Origin of the sequence: Phocaeicola plebeius DSM 17135 (genome assembly GCF_000187895.1) — a bacterium.
Taxonomy (GTDB): domain Bacteria; phylum Bacteroidota; class Bacteroidia; order Bacteroidales; family Bacteroidaceae; genus Phocaeicola; species Phocaeicola plebeius.
Map to the genome: position 1 here is coordinate 24344 of NZ_DS990125.1, position 21195 is coordinate 45538.

The 21195-nt window shown below is 42.9% G+C and carries 15 protein-coding genes; 6 read left to right on the forward strand and 9 right to left on the reverse strand.

Translation table 11 applies throughout. The features are described from left to right. Positions 1–46: 46 nt before the first annotated feature. Positions 47–2512, reverse strand: a complete 2466-nt coding sequence (locus tag BACPLE_RS06480; RefSeq protein ID WP_007560058.1) for a bifunctional UDP-N-acetylmuramoyl-tripeptide:D-alanyl-D-alanine ligase/alanine racemase — start codon at positions 2510–2512, stop codon at positions 47–49. Further along, positions 2488–3474, reverse strand: a complete 987-nt coding sequence (locus BACPLE_RS06485; protein WP_007560060.1) for a GSCFA domain-containing protein — start codon at positions 3472–3474, stop codon at positions 2488–2490. Before BACPLE_RS06485 ends, BACPLE_RS06480 begins: the two co-directional genes overlap by 25 nt. Positions 3475–3557: 83 nt before the next feature. On the opposite strand from BACPLE_RS06485, the gene dxs reads away from it, so the two are divergent. The 3 genes from dxs to BACPLE_RS06500 all read left to right on the forward strand — a co-directional run bounded on the left by dxs (position 3558) and on the right by BACPLE_RS06500 (position 8242). After that, the gene (dxs, locus tag BACPLE_RS06490) at positions 3558–5465 is read left to right on the forward strand and encodes a 1-deoxy-D-xylulose-5-phosphate synthase (RefSeq protein WP_040312541.1); all 1908 of its coding nucleotides are present in this window, start codon (positions 3558–3560) and stop codon (positions 5463–5465) included. Then, the gene (gene trkA, locus BACPLE_RS06495; RefSeq protein ID WP_007560064.1) at positions 5462–6799 is read left to right on the forward strand and encodes a Trk system potassium transporter TrkA; all 1338 of its coding nucleotides are present in this window, start codon (positions 5462–5464) and stop codon (positions 6797–6799) included. The genes dxs and trkA overlap by 4 nt, the downstream gene beginning before the upstream one ends. Before the next feature lie 66 nt (positions 6800–6865). Continuing rightward, complete coding sequence (locus BACPLE_RS06500; protein WP_007560066.1) at positions 6866–8242, forward strand: FimB/Mfa2 family fimbrial subunit; 1377 nt, start codon at positions 6866–6868, stop codon at positions 8240–8242. A gap of 64 nt (positions 8243–8306) precedes the next feature. On the opposite strand, the gene BACPLE_RS06505 is transcribed toward BACPLE_RS06500, so the two are convergent. After that, entirely contained in the window at positions 8307–8888 is a 582-nt protein-coding gene (locus BACPLE_RS06505; protein WP_007560067.1) for a DUF3109 family protein, read from the reverse strand. A 130-nt stretch (positions 8889–9018) separates the two neighbouring features. Between BACPLE_RS06505 and BACPLE_RS06510 the strand changes: the two genes are divergently transcribed. Further along, positions 9019–9621: a ribonuclease HII gene (locus BACPLE_RS06510; RefSeq protein WP_007560069.1), complete on the forward strand. Its 603-nt coding sequence runs from the start codon at positions 9019–9021 to the stop codon at positions 9619–9621. 74 nt (positions 9622–9695) lie between these two features. Here BACPLE_RS06510 and BACPLE_RS06515 read toward each other — a convergent pair whose 3' ends face one another. Genes BACPLE_RS06515 through BACPLE_RS06540 form a run of 6 tightly spaced genes read right to left on the reverse strand, consistent with a single transcriptional unit; the run spans position 9696 to position 16890 of the window. Next, positions 9696–9917, reverse strand: coding sequence for an immunity 17 family protein (locus BACPLE_RS06515; protein ID WP_007560071.1), 222 nt, complete (start codon positions 9915–9917; stop codon positions 9696–9698). Between the two features lie 2 nt (positions 9918–9919). Continuing rightward, a complete protein-coding gene (tsaE, locus tag BACPLE_RS06520; protein WP_007560073.1) occupies positions 9920–10348 on the reverse strand; it encodes a tRNA (adenosine(37)-N6)-threonylcarbamoyltransferase complex ATPase subunit type 1 TsaE in 429 nt (142 codons plus the stop codon). A 32-nt stretch (positions 10349–10380) separates the two neighbouring features. Beyond that, positions 10381–11202: a metal ABC transporter permease gene (locus BACPLE_RS06525; RefSeq protein ID WP_007560075.1), complete on the reverse strand. Its 822-nt coding sequence runs from the start codon at positions 11200–11202 to the stop codon at positions 10381–10383. Positions 11203–11216: 14 nt separating this feature from the next. Next, positions 11217–11636 (reverse strand): hypothetical protein, encoded by a 420-nt coding sequence (locus BACPLE_RS06530; RefSeq protein WP_007560077.1) that lies wholly within the window; start codon positions 11634–11636, stop codon positions 11217–11219. Between the two features lie 11 nt (positions 11637–11647). Further along, positions 11648–12880, reverse strand: a complete 1233-nt coding sequence (locus BACPLE_RS06535) for a 3-phosphoshikimate 1-carboxyvinyltransferase (RefSeq protein ID WP_007560079.1) — start codon at positions 12878–12880, stop codon at positions 11648–11650. A gap of 41 nt (positions 12881–12921) precedes the next feature. Then, positions 12922–16890 carry a hybrid sensor histidine kinase/response regulator transcription factor gene (locus BACPLE_RS06540; RefSeq protein WP_007560081.1) on the reverse strand — a complete coding sequence of 1323 codons (3969 nt, stop codon included), beginning with the start codon at positions 16888–16890 and terminating at the stop codon, positions 12922–12924. A 417-nt stretch (positions 16891–17307) separates the two neighbouring features. Here BACPLE_RS06540 and BACPLE_RS06545 point away from each other — a divergent pair, with 417 nt between their 5' ends. Next, a complete protein-coding gene (locus tag BACPLE_RS06545) occupies positions 17308–18537 on the forward strand; it encodes a glycoside hydrolase family 27 protein (RefSeq protein WP_050792070.1) in 1230 nt (409 codons plus the stop codon). A gap of 202 nt (positions 18538–18739) precedes the next feature. After that, positions 18740–21178, forward strand: a complete 2439-nt coding sequence (locus BACPLE_RS06550) for a glycoside hydrolase family 127 protein (protein ID WP_040312549.1) — start codon at positions 18740–18742, stop codon at positions 21176–21178. Positions 21179–21195 lie beyond the last annotated feature (17 nt).

The following is a 21195-nucleotide window of genomic DNA, read 5'->3' on the forward strand; positions in this document are numbered from 1 at the left end:
TTAATTTCTTCGTTGAGGGCCGTATTGTTATGAATGAGATAGAAGATTAATCTTGGTAGTAGACTCTCTTTACACGGTTTGACACGCTGGTCAGGATTTCATACGGAATCGTTTCCAGTATATCGGAAAGTACTGTTACCGGGAGGTCATCGCCGAAGATAATGGCTTTGTCACCTTCCTTACAATCAATATCCGTTACATCAATCATACATACATCCATACAGATATTTCCTACGTAGGGGGCTTTCTGTCCGTTCACCAGACAGTAAGCATGTCCGTTACCCAGATGGCGGTTTAATCCGTCGGCATATCCGATGGGGATGGCTGCAATGCGTGAATCACGTGTCAGCACGCCTTTGCGGCTGTAGCCTACAGTTTCATCTGCCGGTACCTCGTGGATTTGCAGGATAGTTGTTTTCAGGGTAGTGACATTGTGCAGCATCTTGTTGGTAAACGGATCTACTCCATATAATCCGATTCCAAGGCGGACCATGTCGAACTGTGCACCCGGATAACGCTCAATACCTGCTGTGTTACAGATATGGCGAATAATTTTGTGCTTGAAACCTTCCTGAAGCGTGGTCGAAGCAGCTTCGAAGGTTTCTATCTGATGGCGTGTGAAGGCATCAAAGCGTTCTGCATCACTGCCTACTAGGTGAGAGAATACGGAACGAGGGATGACCGCACTCTGTTTCTGCAGGCGCTGTACGAGTTGCGGGATTTCGCTTGGAGCAAATCCTAACCGATGCATACCTGTATCAATCTTGATATGAATCGGGAAATTGCTGACTCCTTCACGTTCCGCAGCTTTGATAAGTTCTTCCAATAGATGGAAACTGTATACTTCTGGTTCCAGACGGTAATCAAACATCGTTTTGAAAGCCGTGATTTCCGGATTCATGATGATGATGGAACTGTTGATACCTGCTTTACGCAAATCGGCTCCTTCATCGGCCACAGCTACTGCCAGATAGTCTACTCGCTGGTCTTCCAGTGTCTTGGCAATTTCAAATGAACCGGCCCCATAAGCTGAGGCTTTTACCATACAAACGATTTTAGTCTCCGGTTTCAGCTTGTTACGGTAGTAGTTCAGGTTGTCTACCAGTGCGTTTAGGTTGATTTCCAAAATGGTTTCGTGTACCTTCAGTTCCAACGCATCCGTAATGTCATCGAAGTGGAATACACGTGCCCCTTTTATCAGAATATCTTCGTTATGCAACTGGTTCAGCAAACCGGAATTTAAAAGTTCGGAAGTATTGGCAAAAAAGTCTTTCTGTATTTCAAACCGATTGGCTGCAGCAGAGATTTCTTCGCCGACTCCGATAATATGGTCTACTTTCCGGCTATGTACCAGGTCGGCTACTTGTCTGTATAATAGTTTGCTTGTTTGTCCACTTTCCAGCATGTCCGACAGGATGAGTGTACGCTCCCGGTTCTTATCTTCCGAGCGTCTCATCATAAAATCGAGTGCGATGTCGAGCGAGGCAAAATCTGAATTATAACTGTCATTAATTAACGTACAACCGTTCTTACCCTCTTTTACTTCCAGTCGCATAGCTATGGGTTCCAGATGAAGCATGCGTTCAGCAATTGTTTCAGGGGGTACCATGAGGTAAAGTGCTACGGCCAGACAGTTGAGTGAGTTTTCAATGGATGCATCGTCAATGAATGGGATACGGTATTCCTTGAAGAATCCTAAGTAGCGGTATTTGATGGTGGTTCCCGTATCGTCTTTTAGGATTTTCTCAATGAAAAGTGGGCGTTCGGAGTCTTTGGTTGACCAGGCAATTTCACGGGCTGTGAACAGTGATTTGGTTACACAGCTGGTGATAAGTTCGTTGTCACCGTTGTACACAATCACGTCGCAGTCCTTGAACAACTGCAGTTTTTCCATACACTTGTCTTGTACGGAAGAGAAGTTTTCCTGGTGTGCTCCTCCTATGTTGGTCAGAATACCGATAGTGGGTTGGATAATAGGACGTAATGCTTCCATCTCACCCATTTCGGAAATACCGGCTTCAAAGATTCCCAATTCCGTGTGTTCATTCATCAGCCATACGGAAAGAGGCACTCCGATTTGTGAGTTATAGCTTCTTGGAGAACGGGTGATGGTACGGTCTGGACTTAGTATCTGGTATAGCCATTCTTTTACCACAGTCTTTCCATTACTTCCCGTGATACCAATCACCGGCACCTGAAATTGTTCTCTGTGTTTGGATGCCAGACGTTGTAAGCTTTTCAGCGGGTTGGGTACAATCAGGAAATTTGCATCAGTATATGATGAGGCCGCTTCCGGTATTTCGTTGATTACGAAATTACGTACCCCTTTCTGGTAAAGATCTGGGATATATTTATGTCCGTCATTGCGTTTTGTCTTTAAGGCAAAGAACAGCGTCTCTTCCGGAAAACACAATGACCGGCTGTCAGTTAGAATCCAGTCGATTGTAGAGGAGGTAGTTCCTGTACGTTTTGCCCCTAAAATGGCGGTTATTTCTTCAATTGTGCTTGACATAACTTTATTTCCTTTTGAACATCTAAGTACGGTAATTTTTCTTTTAAGTCCTCTATCTTTAACAGTATTTGACTTAAAAAGGTTTGGTAGGCTTCTGATTCAGGATTAAAAGGACGGTGAGCCAGTCCCTGACGTATTTTGTTCCATTCTTTCAGGAAGGAGAGAGTAGAAGGTGTAAAATAGCAATTGCAGAAACATTCCCAGATGTATTGAATGGCAAGCGGACTGGGATGCATCATATCGTCAGCATAGAAACGATAATCACGCAGCTCATCTATCATAATCTCGTAAGAAGGGAAATAGTGGCAGAAATCCATCTGACGACAAATCTGGTCAATTGCGATGAGTAAATTCGCCTTACTGAGCTGGTTTCCATGCAAACCGTCTTTGAGGTGACGTATCGGGCTGACAGTAAATAGACATTGTAGATTCGGACGTACTGCTTTCAGTTCCTGTAATAAAGGTAAATAGATGGCAGTTATTTCATCGACACTGACCATCTTACGTTCAAATAACCGGGAAGGAAGCTTATGACAGTTTCCTATAATTTCTCCATTTTCTTTCCAGGTATAGACGAAGGATGAACCCCATGTGAAAATAATCCAGTCGGCTTGATTCAGATGCTCATGCCCTTGTGCGATGCGCTGATTGATTTTTTGTAGACAATCTTTCGCTTCGTGAGACGAAAAGGTACTGTGGTGCATCAGGCTGTACCATATTCCTTGCTCCTCACGTAAATCCTTTTCCCTGTAGAGGGCTTTTTTTAACAAGCATTGTATGGAAGTCGCTATTGACATGGGGTTATATAAAACCCCGAAAGGGTTCACGTCGCAACTGAATTTATGTTCGGCCAGCAAGTTTCCGATATGTTCGGAAAAACAGGAACCCCATATCATCAGCCGGTCAGTATGCTGAATTTTGGGGCCTTTGGCGGGTAGTTCAACTTTGGTTCTGAATTCCATGGCAAGAGAAAATTTACTGCAAATGTAAGTACATTATATATATTTATGCTATTTTTGTGCGATTAAAGTTAATGAGGAACAGGATGGAACAGACGACTTCATACGATTTGCTGAATAAGATAGATAGCCCAGAGGATTTACGGAAACTTTCTGTCGAAGCGTTGCCAGAGGTCTGTAATCAGCTTAGAAATAAGATTATAGATGAATTGTCTCGTAATCCGGGACATTTTGGTTCCAGTTTGGGAGTGATAGAGTTGACTGTGGCTCTTCATTATGTGTACCAGACTCCTTACGACCGTATTGTTTGGGATGTAGGACATCAGGCATACGGACATAAGATTCTGACTGGCCGTCGTGACCGTTTCTGTACCAATCGTAAGTTGAATGGTATTTGTCCTTTCCCTTCTCCTGCAGAAAGTGAGTATGACACTTTTACGTGTGGACATGCGTCGAATTCTATTTCGGCTGCATTGGGTATGGCAGTGGCAGCCGCGCGGAAAGGAGAAGATAACCGTCATGTGGTGGCTGTTATTGGCGACGGTTCCATGAGTGGCGGTCTGGCTTTTGAAGGATTGAACAACGCTTCTTCTACTCCTAATAATTTGTTGATTATTCTGAACGATAACAATATGGCCATCGACCGTAGTGTGGGTGGAATGAAGCAGTATTTGTTGAATCTGCATACCTCCGAGGGATATAACCGTTTGAGAAATGCTTTGTCGAGAAAACTTTATCGCTGGGGAATCTTGAACGATGAACGGCGTAAGAGCCTGATACGCTTCAACAATAGCCTGAAGTCCATGCTGATGCAGCAACAGAATATCTTTGAAGGACTAAATATCCGTTATTTCGGTCCAGTGGACGGACACGATGTCACTGCTTTGACAAAGGTTCTGAAAGAAATAAAGGATATGAAAGGGCCTAAGTTGTTGCACATACATACCCGTAAGGGAAAGGGCTTTAAACCAGCTGAAGAAGCAGCAACCTTGTGGCATGCACCCGGTATTTTTGACAAGGAGACGGGAGAACGTATCGTTTCAGATACAAGTGGTATGCCGCCGTTGTTTCAGGACGTATTTGGAAATACGCTGCTGGAGTTAGCCCGTAAGAATGAGAAAATTGTGGGGGTAACTCCCGCCATGCCTTCCGGATGTTCCATGAATATTATGATGAAGGAAATGCCCGATCGTGTGTTTGACGTAGGAATTGCGGAAGGACATGCTGTAACTTTTTCTGGAGGAATGGCGAAAGACGGGCTTTTGCCTTTCTGTAATGTGTATTCTTCGTTCATGCAGCGTGCATACGATAATATAATTCATGATGTAGCTATTCAGAAGTTGAATGTGGTACTTTGTCTGGATCGCGCCGGATTGGTGGGTGAAGATGGACCAACGCATCATGGAGCCTTTGATATGGCTTATTTGCGGCCGATACCTAACCTGACAATTGCTTCTCCGTACGATGAACATGAGCTGCGAAAGCTGATGTACACGGCTCAGTTGCCCGATAAAGGACCTTTTGCCATCCGTTATCCTCGCGGACGAGGAGTACTGACAGATTGGGAGTGTCCGCTGGAAGCTGTAGAAGTAGGTAAAGGGCGTAAATTGAAAGACGGTAATGACTTGGCGGTGATTACGATTGGTCCGATCGGGAATAAAGCTGCAGCAGCTATTGCTTCTGCAGAAAAAGAGCTGGGATGTAGCATCGCACATTACGACTTGCGTTTCTTGAAACCGTTGGATGAAGATTTGCTGCATGAAGTAGGACAGAAATTTACGCGAGTACTGACCATAGAAGACGGAGTACGCAATGGCGGCATGGGAAGTGCTGTACTTGAATTCTTGTGTGACCATGGTTACAAACCGTGTGTGCAGCGATTGGGACTTCCCGATGCTTTTGTACAACACGGACCAGTCAATGATTTGTATGCCATTTGCGGTCTGGATGAAAAGGGGATATTTAGTTCAATTACACAGATAATGAATTTATGAAAATTATTATAGCTGGTGCAGGTGCCGTAGGAACTCACTTGGCTAAACTGTTGTCGGGTGAAAAGCAGGATATTATCCTGATGGATGAAGACGAGAGCAAGTTGAGTGCTATGGGAAACAACCTGGACCTTATGACTGTCAATCTTTCGCCCACTTCGATTAATGGATTAAAAGAAGCCGGAGTAGCTGGGGCCGATTTGTTCATCGGAGTTATGCCTGATGAAAGTCGCAATATGACGGCCTGTATGCTGGCTACAAGTTTAGGGGCCAAGAAAACCGTGGCTCGTATTGACAACTATGAATATCTGCTGCCTAAGCATAAAGAGTTCTTTGCCAAGCTGGGGGTGCATTCGCTGATTTATCCGGAGATGCTGGCGGCCCGCGATATTGTGGATGCCGTAAAAATGAGCTGGATTCGTCAGTGGTGGGAATTTGCCGGAGGAGCATTGGTCTTGTTAGGAACTAAAATGCGCGAAAAGGCAGAAATCCTGAATGTTCCTTTACATGAACTGGGAGGAAGAAACATTCCTTTCCACATTGTAGCCATTAAGAGAGGAAACGAAACAATCATTCCACGTGGAGATGATGTGATAAAGTTGAATGACATTGTCTATTTTACCACGACGAAAAAGTATATTCCTTATATTCGTAAGATTTCTGGAAAAGAAAATGAAGCTGATGTCCGTAACGTGATGATTATGGGAGGAAGCCGCATAGCCGTACGTACAGTGCAATACATGCCCGATTACATGAAGGCCAAAATCATTGAGAGCAATATTGCCCGTTGCAATCGTCTGACCGAGCTGGTAGATGATGGAGTAATGGTAATTAACGGGGACGGTCGTGACATTCAGCTGCTGATGGAGGAAGGTATAAAAAATACCGAAGCTTTTGTTGCTTTAACGGGTAATTCCGAAACCAATATTCTGGCTTGCTTGGCAGCTAAGCGAATGGGGGTAACCAAGACGGTGGCCGAAGTGGAGAATGTGGATTACATCAGTATGGCCGAGAGTTTGGATATTGGTACGGTAATCAATAAGAAGTTTATTGCTGCCAGTCATATTTACCAGATGATGTTGGATGCTGATGTCTCAAACGTAAAATGTCTGACTTTCGCCAATGCCGATGTGGCTGAGTTTACGGTCAAGCCAGGGGCAAAGATAACCAAGCAGCCAGTGAAAGATTTAGGGTTGCCTAAAGGGGCAACAATCGGTGGATTGATTCGTAATGGGGAAGGTATTCTGGTAACAGGTAATACGATGATTCAGGAAAACGATCATGTCGTAGTTTTCTGTCTGGGAATGATGATTAAGAAACTAGAAAAATATTTTTAACAGCAAATAATTAGGCTGTAAAGGTAGACGATTGAGTTTGATTGCGTTAATCAAAAGAAAAAGACTATGGAATTGCGCTATCAGACTCAATCGTTTTTTGTTATGCTGGCCTGCTTGTTCTTTTTGGCAGGATGTGGCTCTTATCAGGTAGAAGAAAGTGAAGAAACCGAAACATCTGGTCCGTACGGAGTTGATGTAACCTTGTCCAATGCCCAGCTGTTTACTTCGTTGTATCCCTTACATCTTTATTTTTTTGATTCTCAGGGAGCTGTTTCTTGGGAGGAGGAAGTCTTGAGCCAACCGGAATGGCCTGCACTTTCCATGCCAAAAGGGGAGTATGTGTTTTCGGTTATATCTGGCTTGTCTTCAGGAGACTATCTTCCTCCGATGGCTTTGAATTCCAAGCAATTTCTAGCTTTTTCTGAAGGGAATTATGCTAAAACCCCTTTGGTAATAGGAAAAAATGTGGTCAAATTGCAGAATGATGTAAAAGTATCGGTTTCTCTTTCCTATGCAGTAGCTGCTTTGTATTTATTTTTTGGGGGAGTTCCTGATGAGGCAATTTCGGTAGAAGCCCGTATTTCTCCCGTCAGTTCCGGAATATCTTTGGAGGGTGCGTTGAGTAATGACGGACAGTTTGCTTCCATACCATGTGAAAAAGTAAAAGGAGTTTGGAAAGCCGGACCAATATATGTATTACCTTCAGAAGGCTTGCAAACCCATCTTTCTTTGAATATTCAAACTGCATCCGAGGAAACGGTATATGGCTATTTCTTTAATTATCCGTTGGAAGCCGGAAGGCCTTATCGTTTTATCAGTACGGGCGATGGGGAAATATCTTTGGAAGGAAACACTCAGATAGCCGGCTGGACACCGGAGGTATCGGAAGAGTTCCCCTTTGAGAATATGACAGAAGAAGGAGAGTGGGAAGAGCCGGATGCTCCTGATGGAGGAGAAGGTACGGAAGGCAACGAGGACGAAGATGACGGGCAAGATACAGAGGAGGATACCGACGTAATTGTTTCCGAAGTATTACCTGAATCAGAAACTGTTTGGGGACCTTTTTTCGTATGGAAGGTAGAATCTCTTTCCACGAATGAGGTATTGGCTACGCTTGTTTCTCCCCGACAATGGTTATTGAAAAAAGCAGAGGCCATATCTGTTTCTGAAGCTTATGAGGAGGATGGAATATCAGGCTGGAGAACTTTTACCACAGAAGAAGCCAAAGAATTCCGCGACCAGTATGATGATACGATTGTAGAACTTAGTGATATGTTGGCGGAAAACGGATTAGACCGTTTCAATAAGTATGATTGCCGCTATTTGTGCAATGACTTTAATTCTACCTTTTGCTTCTATAATACTCAAATTGTGAAATCTGGAGAAACCGTAGACTATGCCTTGCGTCTGGTGAAAAAAGTACGTGTAGAAAAAGCAAAATAAGATACGAAAAATCCCGCCACAGAGCTCTCATGAGAGAGCGTCTTATGGCGGGATTCTTATTGTTTTAAATCAGATGCTGTGCTTCCAGTTCCTTGGCTACATTTTCCAGCTCCTGATACCATTCGTTACCGAATTTGCGAATCAATGGCTCTTTCAGAAATTTATAAACCGGCAGGTTTTCTTTCTTTCCCAACAAAACTGCGGCTTTACATACATCCCATCGGTGGTAGTTGACTGCCTTATACGGGCCGTAATCTCCTATGCGTATCGGATACAGGTGGCAGGAAATCGGTTTGTAGAAGTTACATTTCCCTTCCCGGTATGCTTTTTCGATGGCACAATAACAATAGCCTTTCTCATCGTAGCAGGTAAATACGCAGTCTTTTCCGTTGACGATAGAAGTAACCAGATCACCTTCTTCGTCTGTGTAGACTACACCCTGACGTTTGATTACCTCCTGAGCTTCCGGAGCCAGATCGTCCCAGATTACGGGCAGCACTTCCTCCAGTTTCTCCACTTCTTCCAGTTCTACGGGTGCACCTGCATCCCCTTCAATACAGCATTCTCCTTTGCAGGCGTGCAAGTCACATAGAAATTTTTCCCGGAATACATCCAGGCTTACTATTACGTCGTCAATCTGTACCATAAGTTTCTGTTTAGTGCGACAAAGATACGAAAATCGGTGAATAACACAGGGATAACTTCTGCTGAAAATAAATGGCCACACTTGAAAAAAGCACTACCTTTGCAGTCCGAAAAAATAGAATGATTCATATATGCTGTTACCCTATTTACATAAAGAACTGATAGAAGCCGGTTGCGATGAGGCCGGTCGTGGTTGTCTGGCGGGAGCCGTCTATGCAGCAGCCGTCATTCTTCCTCCTGGATTTCAGAATGAAATGCTCAATGATTCCAAGAAACTGACGGAGAAACAGCGTTATGAGTTGCGTACCGTAATCGAGAAAGAAGCTACGGCCTGGGCTGTGGGAGTAGTGACACCCGAGGAAATAGATAAGATTAATATTTTGAATGCTTCCTTTCTGGCCATGCACAGAGCCGTATCTCAGTTGAAGGTTACTCCTCAGCATCTGCTGATTGACGGGAACCGATTCAATCCTTATCCGGGAATTCCGCATACCACTATAGTGAAAGGAGACGGGAAGTATCTTTCCATAGCTGCTGCTTCCATCTTGGCAAAGACCTACCGTGATGATTACATGAACCGTCTGCATGAGGAATATCCCATGTACGACTGGAAGGGTAACAAAGGTTATCCCACTAAAAAACACCGGGCTGCCATTGCTGCCTACGGTACGACTCCCTATCACCGTATGAGCTTTAATTTGCTGGGCGACGGTCAGCTTTCCCTTGATTTCTGAGATGTGGAAAAATAAAACAGCCTGTTAATAACCGGAGAAAGTTATTAACAAGCTGTTGAAAACTCTGTTTGTTTTTACACCGTACCCTGAATGGACAGGAAGAAAAAGATTCCCGTTCCCATCATCAGTATGCCAATTAGGGCATAAAACCAGCGTGTCTGTTTCCGTCCTACGTTTCTCACGATGAACTGTGTGTTCTGTGCCGTGAAAAACCAGTTCCAGTTGCAGATGGCCGCCAGTACAGACAAAAGTCCAACCAGGACAAATAGCCCTTGTATAAAATAGTGTATTCCCATTTTTATGCGTTATTCTCGTCGAAACGGACTGTGCGTGTACCGTCTTCTTTTTCTTCAATGTACACGTTTACTGCATTGCCCGGAAGCAGTTCCTCAATCAGTTCCGGCCATTCAATAAAGCAGAGAGCGCCACTGTAGAAATAATCTTCATATCCCATGTCATACACTTCTTCCAGCTTTTTGATACGGTAGAAGTCAAAGTGGTAAATCAGTTCTCCGTTTTCATCTGAGCGGTATTCGTTGACAATGGCAAATGTCGGTGAGTTGATGACATCCGTTACGCCCAATTCTTCACATACGGCCTTGATGAATGTAGTCTTTCCGGCTCCCATTTTACCATAAAAGGCAAAGACCGTATTGTCTCCCATCGCTGCGATGAATTCTTTGGCAGCTTCATGGATATTGTCCAGTGAGTTGATTTTTATTTCCATAATACTGTGATTTTAATTTGATTCCGATATTCTTAATGAGCCGCTTTTTTGCGTAGCATGCAAATCAACTTGGCTCCCACGTAAATTAAAATTGAGATAAATATGATTGCTGCCCCCGAAGGCACCCGAAGCTGGTAGGAAAGTAACAGACCTCCTAAACAGCCCACGTAACCAATGCCGACCGACAGCCAGATAATACGCTTAAAACTATAGGTAAAGAGATTGGCCGTCATCTGCGGAAGCGTGAGCAGAGAAATAGCCAGTACAATACCTACCATACGTAAGCAAGCTACGATGGTCAGGGCGATGAAAGCCATGAGTGTATATTCGAAAGCAGCCACAGGAATACGCTGTGAACGGGCAAATTCCCGGTCAAAAGCAATGGCTGTGATAGGCCTTAGAAACAACGTAAAGAATAGAATAAGTGCTACGCTCAAGATAGCCAGCAGTGTAATGTCACTCCGGTTGATAGTCAGAATATTGCCGAACAGGAATGACGACAGGTCGGGCGTGAATCCGGGAGCCAAGAAGCTGAAGATGATACCTACTGCCATACCGAACGTCCAGAACACCGCAATGGCAGAATCCTCACGCATGTCACTGCGCTTGCTGAGCCATTCCACACCGAAAGCTGACAACACAGAGAATATGGCTGCACTTAAAATCGGTGAGATACCTGCATACAAGCCGATACCGATTCCTCCGAAAGAGGCATGCGTAATTCCTCCACTGATAAACACCAGTCGGCGGGTGACGATATACGTGCCTATAATTCCACAGGCAATGCTGGCAAACAGACTTCCCAGCAGGGCATGTTGGAAAAAAGTATAATGAAATAGTTCTAATACATTCATTGATGAATCGTAGCTTAGTGAAAACGACGTTCTCCGACAATCAGGAACAGTTCATCTTTCAGTTCGTCAGGGATTTCTATTCCGCGGAGTTGCAGGCTGCGGCACCATCCGGCTACCTCTTCCTCCTTCATGGTGTACATAATTTCCCGAAACTCATTGATTTCCTCTTCCGTGTAATTATCCGACGGATGTCCCTTGAAGCGGTCCAGTTCCTCATCGTCGTAATATTCTATTTGTTTGCTGACAGCTGCCAGCAGGCTCTCTTTTTCACAGATTTGATGCTGTCCGCAGCATTCTTCGTCCACGGTTTTTATTTCGGGAGCTTCTTTCAGTTCTCCCCGTTCTATTTTCTTCTGGATAGAGCGGTTATAGAAGAATCCGGCTATTAATCCGAAAATAACTACTCCAATTAAAATAATGACAAGAATCCACATAATGAATCAGATTAAAGTTGGGTGATATGAAAACCAGCCGTCAGTAAATCATTCCAGAACCGGGGATAAGATTTAGATACGACATGCGGATTGCGGATGCGCAATGTACTATTACAAAGAGCAGCCGGTGCGAAAGCCATGGCCATGCGATGATCCTCATACGTGTCGATGGCAGGTGATTCATCTGGAGTACATCGGGTACCGGTCCATGAAAGTACAGAACCTTCACTTTCTTCCAGCACATAACCTAATTTACGCATTTCGGCAATTAAGGCAGCCATTCGGTCGGTTTCCTTGATTTTCAGGCTTTGTAGTCCAGAGAAACGGAATGGTATTCCCAACATGGCGCAAGTCACTACGAAGGTTTGTGCCAGGTCAGGTTGATTTACGAAATTATATTCCATCCGGTCGGTATGCGGATGTGTTTTCTTTAGTGTCACGCTGTTTCCTTCTCTTTGCGTGCAGACACCCAACTGCTCAAACAACTCAGCCACTTTGGCATCCCCCTGCGGACTCTGTGCAAACAGTCCGGGAAGCGTTACGACGGCTTCATGCTTGGATAACGCCACGATTTCATACCAGTAGGAAGCCGCACTCCAGTCACTTTCCACGTAGTAAGGAATAGGATGGTAAGGGTGTGGAGCCACCTGCAAGGTATGGTCGGATGTCCATTCAGCTTTTGCCCCAAAATCTTTCATCACTTTCAGGGTCAGGTTGATATAAGGGCGTGAAATGATTTCTCCTTCCAGTTCCAGATTCAATCCGTGTGCCAGCATCGGTCCTATCATCAGCAAGGCCGAGATATATTGCGAACTGACATTTCCCGGAAGGCAGAGTGAATGTCCTTCCAAAGCCTTTCCCGTAATCTTTAACGGGGGATAACCTTCATTTTCCGTGTATTCAATCTGTGCCCCCAGACTCGTCAGAGCATCCACTAAAATCTTGATAGGGCGTTGTCTCATCCGTTCGGTTCCTGTCAGTATATGTGTGCCGGGAGTTACGGACAAATAAGCAGTCAGAAAACGCATGGCCGTACCTGCAGCCATGATGTCAATCGTTTCCGGCATGTGTGTCAATGCTTCTATCATCACGCGCGTATCATCGCAGTCCGACAGATTTTCCGGACGGCATGTACTGGCCGCCAGTGCATTGATGATAAGTGCCCTGTTGCAGATACTTTTAGAAGAAGGTAACTGAATACAAGTCTGTATGTCAGCCGGTGGGGTGATTTCTATACACTTCATGGTTTAATCAAATCTTTGTGACGCAAAGATACACAAAATTTTCATTCTGCTTTATGTGCATGACTGGCTATATACTCTCCCGGTTTCATTCCGAATTGTTTCTGGAAACATTTGCTGAAATAAGACGGATTATTGAATCCCACCATGTAGCTTACCTCATTAATACGGTACTGTTTTTCCAGCAAGAGGGAAGCCGCTTTCTTCAGTCGGATAATCTGAATCATTTCATTCGGCGTTGTATTGGCCAGTCCCTTGATTTTCACAAACAATCCGGAACGGCTGATACACAGTTTTTCAGCTAAGAAGTCGACCGACAGTTCTTCGTTGTTCAGATTCTCTTCAATCAGGTGATTCATCTTCTCCAAAAATACCTTATCGTTCTGGTTGGCCGCAATGGAATTGATGGAAACCGTCGGCATTTGTGAGAATTTTTGTCGTAACTGCAAACGCAGTTCTAACAAATTCTTTATGCATGCTTCCAGGTATTGTAATGAGAACGGTTTCTCGATATAGGCATCTGCACCACAATTCATACTTGTAATCTTGGCTTCTGTATCGGTCTTTGCCGTAAGCAGGATAAACGGAATGTGACTGGTCAGTTGGTTGTTTCGTACCGCTTTACACAAATCAATTCCATTCATGTTCGGCATCATCCAGTCACTGATAATCAGGGCCACTTCCTGTTCCTTTAGCTTGTTGAGCGCATCCACTCCATCTACTGCTGTCACAATGGTATAGCTGGTTTGGAAGTGAGAAGAGAGGAAGTTCAGCATGTCTTCATTATCATCCACAATCAGCATGATGGGAAGTACTTTTTGTGATGTGGCAGCTGTGTCATTCTGTTCAGGTATAATATCCTCTGGAATCGGATTGGTCGCTTGATTTTCTTCCTCTTCTGTCACTAGATTTTCTTGTTTTCTGGGAAGAGTAATAATGAACGAAGAACCCTTTCCCGGCTGAGAGGTCACGTTGACCTGACCATGGTGTGCTTCTACTATTCCCTTTACGATACTGAGTCCGATACCGGTTCCCGGTTTGTTCTCAGAAGCCTGATAGAAAGGTTTGAAAATTTTTTTCAGTTCCTCTTCGTTCATTCCTTTTCCATTGTCTTTTACTTCGATGGAAAAGGTCTGTCTTTCGGGATGTTCTTGAAAGCGGACCTCAATCATGCTTTGTGTATATTTGTTGGCGTTGGTCAACAGGTTGCTTAGCACCTTGGTAAGTGCTTCTTTATCTACATCCGCGTGGAAATGTTCATCAGGATAAGTAACGGAGAAGCTAACTCCATTTTGTTGAAGTGTTGGTGAGAAACGTTCACACACGGCCTGCATCAGCTCTTTGATGGACTGTGAAGTGAACTTCATTCGTATTTCTTTTTGTTCCACTTTCCGGAAATCCAGTAACTGATTTACCAGATACAGCAATCGTTGGCTGTTACGGTCGATAATCTCCAGTTCCTGACGTTCGTTAATAGGAATATGGGTTGATTGCATGATTTTTTCCAACGGTCCGATGATGAGTGATACCGGTGTACGTATCTCGTGTGCAATCATGGTAAAGAAATTAATTTTAGCTTCGTGGATTTCTATTTCCTTTTTACTGTTCAGTTCGTCAATGGCTTTGGCATGCTTCTTTTCACTGCGTCGTATGACGTAGCGTAGCAAAAGTCCTAAAGCAAGTAGGAACAGCAGCACATAGCCAATCTTGAAAGGTAGAGACAGATAGAAGGGCGGATGTACAATGATACGGATGGAAGTACCTTCTTCGTTCCATATATTGTCATTGTTTGAAGCTTTCACTCTAAAGGTATACGTACCTGCCGGAAGGTTGGTATAGGTAGTGCTGTGCTGTGAACCTACATAGTTCCAGCCTTTGTCAAATCCTTCCAGCATGTAGGCATATTGATTTTTCTGTGGAGTGCAATAGCTTAATGCCGCATAATTCAGTGTAATGACATTATCAGCATGTGACAGGTGGATTTCTTTCAGGTGGTCAATTGTTTCCGGTAATATACCGTCTTTTTGTGTCTCAATTTTTTTATTGAAAATCTCCAGACTGGTTAGTACTACATTGGGCTTTTGTGTATTGAGTTTCAATTGATGAGGATAGAAGGTGTTGAAACCGTTGATACTTCCGATATAAAATTCACCATTACGTGTTTTTAATGCGGAAGCCATGATGAATGCTTCACTTTGCAGCCCATCGCTTTTGGTGAAAATCTGAGTTTCTTGTGTAGCCGGAGTATATTTCACCAGTCCTTTGGCAGTGGTAAGCCACAGGCAGTCTTCTCCTTCCAAAATGGCATTGATACACTCGTTGGGTATTTTAAGAGGTTGGTATTCGAATATATCTTTAAGAGGGTTGTATAGATATAATCCTTCGTTAGTTGCCGCCCATAATTTATTTTCTTGATTGATACAAAGATGATTGATGTTGACTCCGTTCAGACCTTGCTTTGGCCCATATTTTTTCCATTCCTTGTTTTTCTGTGGAGAATAGCGAAATATCCCTTCCCCAAGAGTGGCAATCCAAAGATTGCCTTTGATATCCTCTATAATTTCAATAACGAGTGCCTCTAAATGTCTGATAGGAGTAAAATGTTGTTTTTGTGCATTGTATTGACAAATTCCATTCATTGAGCCTGTCCAGATTTGTCCTTGACTGTCTTTAAAAATAGAGTAGATGCTATTTTCATCTAGTCCGTTTGAAGTGCTATAGTTCCTTATTCCTCCGGTTTGCGTATTTAGGATTTGTATTCCGTCTCCGTATGTACCTATCCATAAATCCTTGCCTACCATGCAGAGTGCGTGTAAGTTATGTTTATTCAACTTTTCTCTTCCGCTAAAATCTAAAAATTGCATTGTGGAAGGATTGAAACAGCTTAGTCCTGAATCATCTGATGCAATCCAGATATTTCCATTTTCTCCCTCACAAAAACGGCTGATAATCCGGCTGTTGAAGTAAGGAATGTCGCTGGATTCGGAATAGCCGTTGAATTGTCCACAGTAGGGGGGGAGGTAATTTACTCCATTGTAATAAGTACCAATCCATACACCTCCTTCTTGGTCTTTTAACATTGGATAGATAAATTTATCGGATAATGATTTTTCATTTTCTCCATAGTTATCATAGAGAAAGCTTTCGTTAGTGACTGGATTAAATATTGTCAGTCCATCGTCTGAACCTATAAACAGAAGTTCTGGAGAATACTCAAGGAGAGAATGGATATGCAATATACTTTTTCCATTTTCTCCTACTAGGTATTTTTTTACTTGCTTTGTTTGTGGGTCGAGTTTCCAAAGGCCCTTATCCCAGGTTCCCATCCAAATATAGTGTGAACTGTCTTCCCATAGTGCCATAGAGTAGACACCTTTTGTTTCTCCTTCAATAGTATAAGTTTCAAATGTATTGTTTACTTTATTTAGTTTGCAAAGTTGATAAGGGCCTGATATCCATATGCTATTTTGCTTGTCATTAAGTATACGGATTACAATATTATCATTTTGTGGTACCTCAAATTGTGTGAGTTTGTTGGTTTGTGTATTATATAAAAAGATGCCTTGTTTGTGCGTGGCAATCCAAATATTTCCTACCTTATCTTGGATAATATGTGTGACCCAGGAAGTGATTGAGGTTTTGTCATTTGTTTGTTTGGTAAATGGAGTAAATGTATCTTTAACCTGATTGTAAATAAATATTCCATTTTCTGTTCCTAACCATAATTCATTAGAACTGGTTTCACAAATGGTGTTGATTGAATTTGCATAAAAATTGGAATAAAGTGGATTTGTTTTTTGATAGAAGGTAAATTGGTTTCCATCAAATCGGCTTAATCCATTTTCTGTTCCTATCCAGATATATCCTTTTTGGTCTTGAAGTAAAGCTGAGATATTGTTTGCTGAGATTCCGTTTTCAATATTGTAATGGCGAAAATGAAATTGTACAGGTAATATAGAATATCCACCCAAGTGGATTGATAAGCAAATTATTAGGCAGTAAAGGGCTTTCATATGTATCGTTTTCTTTTTTAATTCTTACAAAGATGATTAAAACATACGAATAAAACGTATAAAATAGTATAGAAAAATAATTTAAAAATCTAATTCATAACATTCTTCTTGTAGGTAGGGCAGGTAAGAGGGAATTTGAGTAAGTTTACCTTTCATTTTTGGAAAAGATTCATTAGTATTTTACGTTTCTCATAAGGAAACCCTATGTTTCTGCTGCGAGAAACGTAGGGTTTTGATTAGGAAAACGTAGGGCTCCGTTGTGAAAAACATAAAAAATAGAAAGATGTGTGTGAAATAAGAAAGGTGGGTTAGACTATTTTTCTATCATAATATACAATTGTTCTGCTTGTTTGAGGAGGTTAACCGTACTTTTGTTTCTTGTCAGAAATATAGTATAACTTAAAACCTTGAATGTATATGAAACTGAGAGAAACTCTATTTGGGCTGGCGCTATTATGCGGATGTAATATACATGCCCAGATGTTTTTTGGAGAAGCTAAGGCTCTTCCTGATTCTGTATTTAACTCTTTGGCACAAACACCACCTATGGGATGGAATAGCTGGAATAAATTTGGTTGTGATGTAAGTGAAAGTTTGATGAAGGAAATGGCCGATGCAATGGTGGAATCAGGAATGAAAGATGCCGGGTATGAGTATATTGTGATTGACGACTGTTGGCAGGTAGGAAGAGATTCTTTGGGAAACATTATCCCTGATCCTGTACGTTTCCCGAATGGGATAAAGGCTTTGGCTGATTATATACATAGCAAAGGATTGAAACTTGGAATTTATTCGTGTGCGGGGTCCTATACTTGTCAGGGACGTCCGGGAAGTCGGGGATACCAGTTTCAGGATGCCCGGCAATATGCTGCTTGGGGGGTAGACTATTTGAAATATGACTGGTGTTCCAATGAAGGTCAGAATGCTAGGGCCGCTTATCAGACAATGAGTGATGCCATTAAGTTAAGTGGTCGTCCCATTGTGTTTAGTATTTGTGAATGGGGAGAAAATCAGCCCTGGAAGTGGGGAAAAGGAATCGGACATATGTGGCGTGTTACTCCTGATATTCGGGATTGTTATCAGTGTAAGTTTGATTGGGGAGGTGTCGGCGTGTTGGATATTATCGATATTATGGCTGACTTATATCCGTATGCTGGACCGGGGCACTGGAATGATGCTGAAATGTTGGAAATAGGAAATGGTGGTATGACTCGGGATGAATATATGACTCATTTTTCTATGTGGTGCATGCTGGCTACTCCCTTGATGGCTGGTAATGATTTGCGAAAAATGGATACTGAAACTAAAGAAATATTGACTAATAAAGAAGTGATTGCTGTAAATCAAGATAAGTTGGGGCAGCAGGCTCGTAGATTTATGGATATGGGCGAAAAGGAAATTTGGGCAAAACCTTTGGCAAATGGAGAATTAGCTGTTTGTTTCTTAAATCGTACAGAGAGTGTCTGGAAACTGAATTATGATTGGCATAAACAAACCATTTATTTTGCGGACCAGGTGAATATGCGTAAAAATGAGTATGTGATTCGTGATTTGTGGAAGCATCAGAATATAGGAACTACTAAAGACAATACGAAATATGAGATTGCACCTCATGGAGCATTGATGGTACGATTGTCAATAAAGTAATGATAAAATAGTCCTGAAACATATCAAAAAAATCTAATATAATCCTATAACTAATTGAATAAAAGTGTGTTAGATTGTATTTAGTGAGTACAATGTACCGACTATTTTGGTAGTGGAATGGATGATATTTATATCCTTCCTGTCTTTAAAATTCTACATTTGTGATAAATGAATAATGAATAAAGAACCCAATTTATATAATATGAAGAACAAGCTTTTAATATTGATGAGTGGTGTCGCTGTGCTGGGAATCACTTCCTGCACGAAACCGGCCTACCAGCAACCTGATGCTCCAATTCAGGAAGTACCGTTTACTCAAGTGCATATTAACGATGGCTTTTGGTTGCCCCGTATTGAAACAAACCGTACGGTTTCTATTCCTTCCGCTTTTAAGGAATGTGAAAAGAATGGACGTTTCGATAACTTTGCTATTGCAGGCGGATTAAAGAAAGGAGAACATCGTGGTGATTTTTCTTTTGATGATACTGACCCGTATAAGGTAATAGAAGGAGCGTCTTATTCATTGGCGGTGAAGTATGACCCTCAGCTTGATCATTATCTGGATAGTGTAATCAATATTATTGCAGCAGCTCAGGAGCCGGATGGATACCTGACTACCTGCGTGACAAACAAGTGTTACCGACTTTCTGGCTGGTGGGGACGTTCCAAATGGGAAAAGCTGAACAGTCATGAGTTGTACAACAGCGGCCACATGTATGAAGCTGCCGTAGCACATTATCGGGCTACGGGTAAACGCACATTCCTTGATGTGGCTATCAAGAATGCCGACTTGGTTTGCAAGGTATTTGGACCGGGTGAAGGGCAGAAGCATGTACCCTCAGGTCATCCTATCGTAGAAATGGCATTATGTAAATTATATAAGGTAACGGGTGACAAGAAATACCTTGACATGGCCCGTTATTTTGTAGAAGAAACCGGACGTGGAACAGACGGTCATAAACTGAATGAATATAGTCAGGATCATAAACCTATTCTCCAGCAGGATGAAATTGTCGGTCATGCGGTACGTGCCGGATACCTTTATTCAGGTGTAGCTGATGTGGCAGCCCTGACAAACGATACGGCTTATTTTCATGCGTTGACCCGTTTGTGGGATAACCTAGTGAGCAAGAAATTGTATATCACCGGAGGTATGGGTTCCAGAGCGCAGGGAGAAGGTTTCGGACCGAATTACGAGTTGCAGAATCATACTGCTTATTGTGAAACTTGTGCAGCTATTGCCAATGTATACTGGAACTACCGTATGTTTTTGGCTACAGGTGATTCCAAGTATGTGGATGTGTTGGAACGTGCCTTGTATAACGGCGTGATTTCAGGTGTTTCTCTGAGCGGTGACAAATTCTTTTATGACAATCCGCTGGAATCAATGGGCGAACATGAACGTCAGCGCTGGTTTGGCTGTGCCTGCTGTCCGGGTAATGTAACCCGCTTTATGGCTTCTGTGCCAAGCTATGCGTATGCTACTCAGCAGAATGATATTTATGTGAACCTCTATATTCAGGGTAAGGCAGAAATGCAGACCGCAGATAATAAAGTAACATTGGAACAGACAACCGAATATCCGTGGAACGGAAAGGTAACCATCAAGGTTACTCCTGAAAAAGAAGGCAAGTTTGCCATCCGTCTCCGTATCCCGGGATGGACAAAAGCGGCTCCTGTAGCTTCTGACCTGTATGCATATACCGATGCGGCCAAGAAATATACATTGAAGGTAAACGGCTCGGCTACACGTGGAGCAGAAGGTGACGGCTACGAAACCATCGTACGTACATGGAAGGCAGGTGATGTGATTGAATTGGAAATGCCGATGGATGTTCGCCGCATCAAAGCTAACGATAAAGTGGAAGTAGACCGAGGAATGGTAGCATTGGAACGTGGACCGATTATGTTCTGTCTGGAAGGAAAAGATCAGCCTGACAGCATCGTATTCAATAAATTTATTCCGAATGACACTCCGATAGAAGCTTCTTACGATGCTAATCTGTTGAATGGGGTGATGGTATTGAAAGGCACTGCGAAGGAAGTTGAAAAGGACGGTACAGTAAAAGATGTCGCATTCAAGGCTATCCCTTATTCTACATGGAACAACCGCGGAGCTGACCAGATGGAAGTTTGGATTCCGGAATCAAAAGAATATGCAACTCCAACTCCCGAGCCGACCATTGCTTCGAAGGCACAGACATTCACCATTCAGGCTGCAATCCAGAAAGATGCGCCTGAGTCAGCTGCTGTGATGTCTTACGCGTGGGGTGTGAACGACCAGTGGGAGCCGAAACGTTCTTCTGATACTTCTAAGCCCTATTTCTACTGGTGGTTGAAGAATGGTACGGTGGAGTCTCTGGCCTACGAGTTTGACAAGCCTTACACCGTATCGAAAGTGGAAGTTTACTGGCTGGATTTTGATCATTACGACGGTGATTTCCGTGTACCGCAAAGTTGGACACTGTATTACAAGTCTGGAAACAGTTGGAAAGAAGTAGAAACAAGTGATAAATATGGAGTAGAAAAAGACAAATACAACGTAGTTAATTTCAAGCCGGTTCAGACTACCGGATTGAAAATCTCGGCACAGCTTCAGAAAGGAGCGTCAGGAGGTATTATAGAATGGAAAGTAGAGTAATTTATTAACCCTTAAAT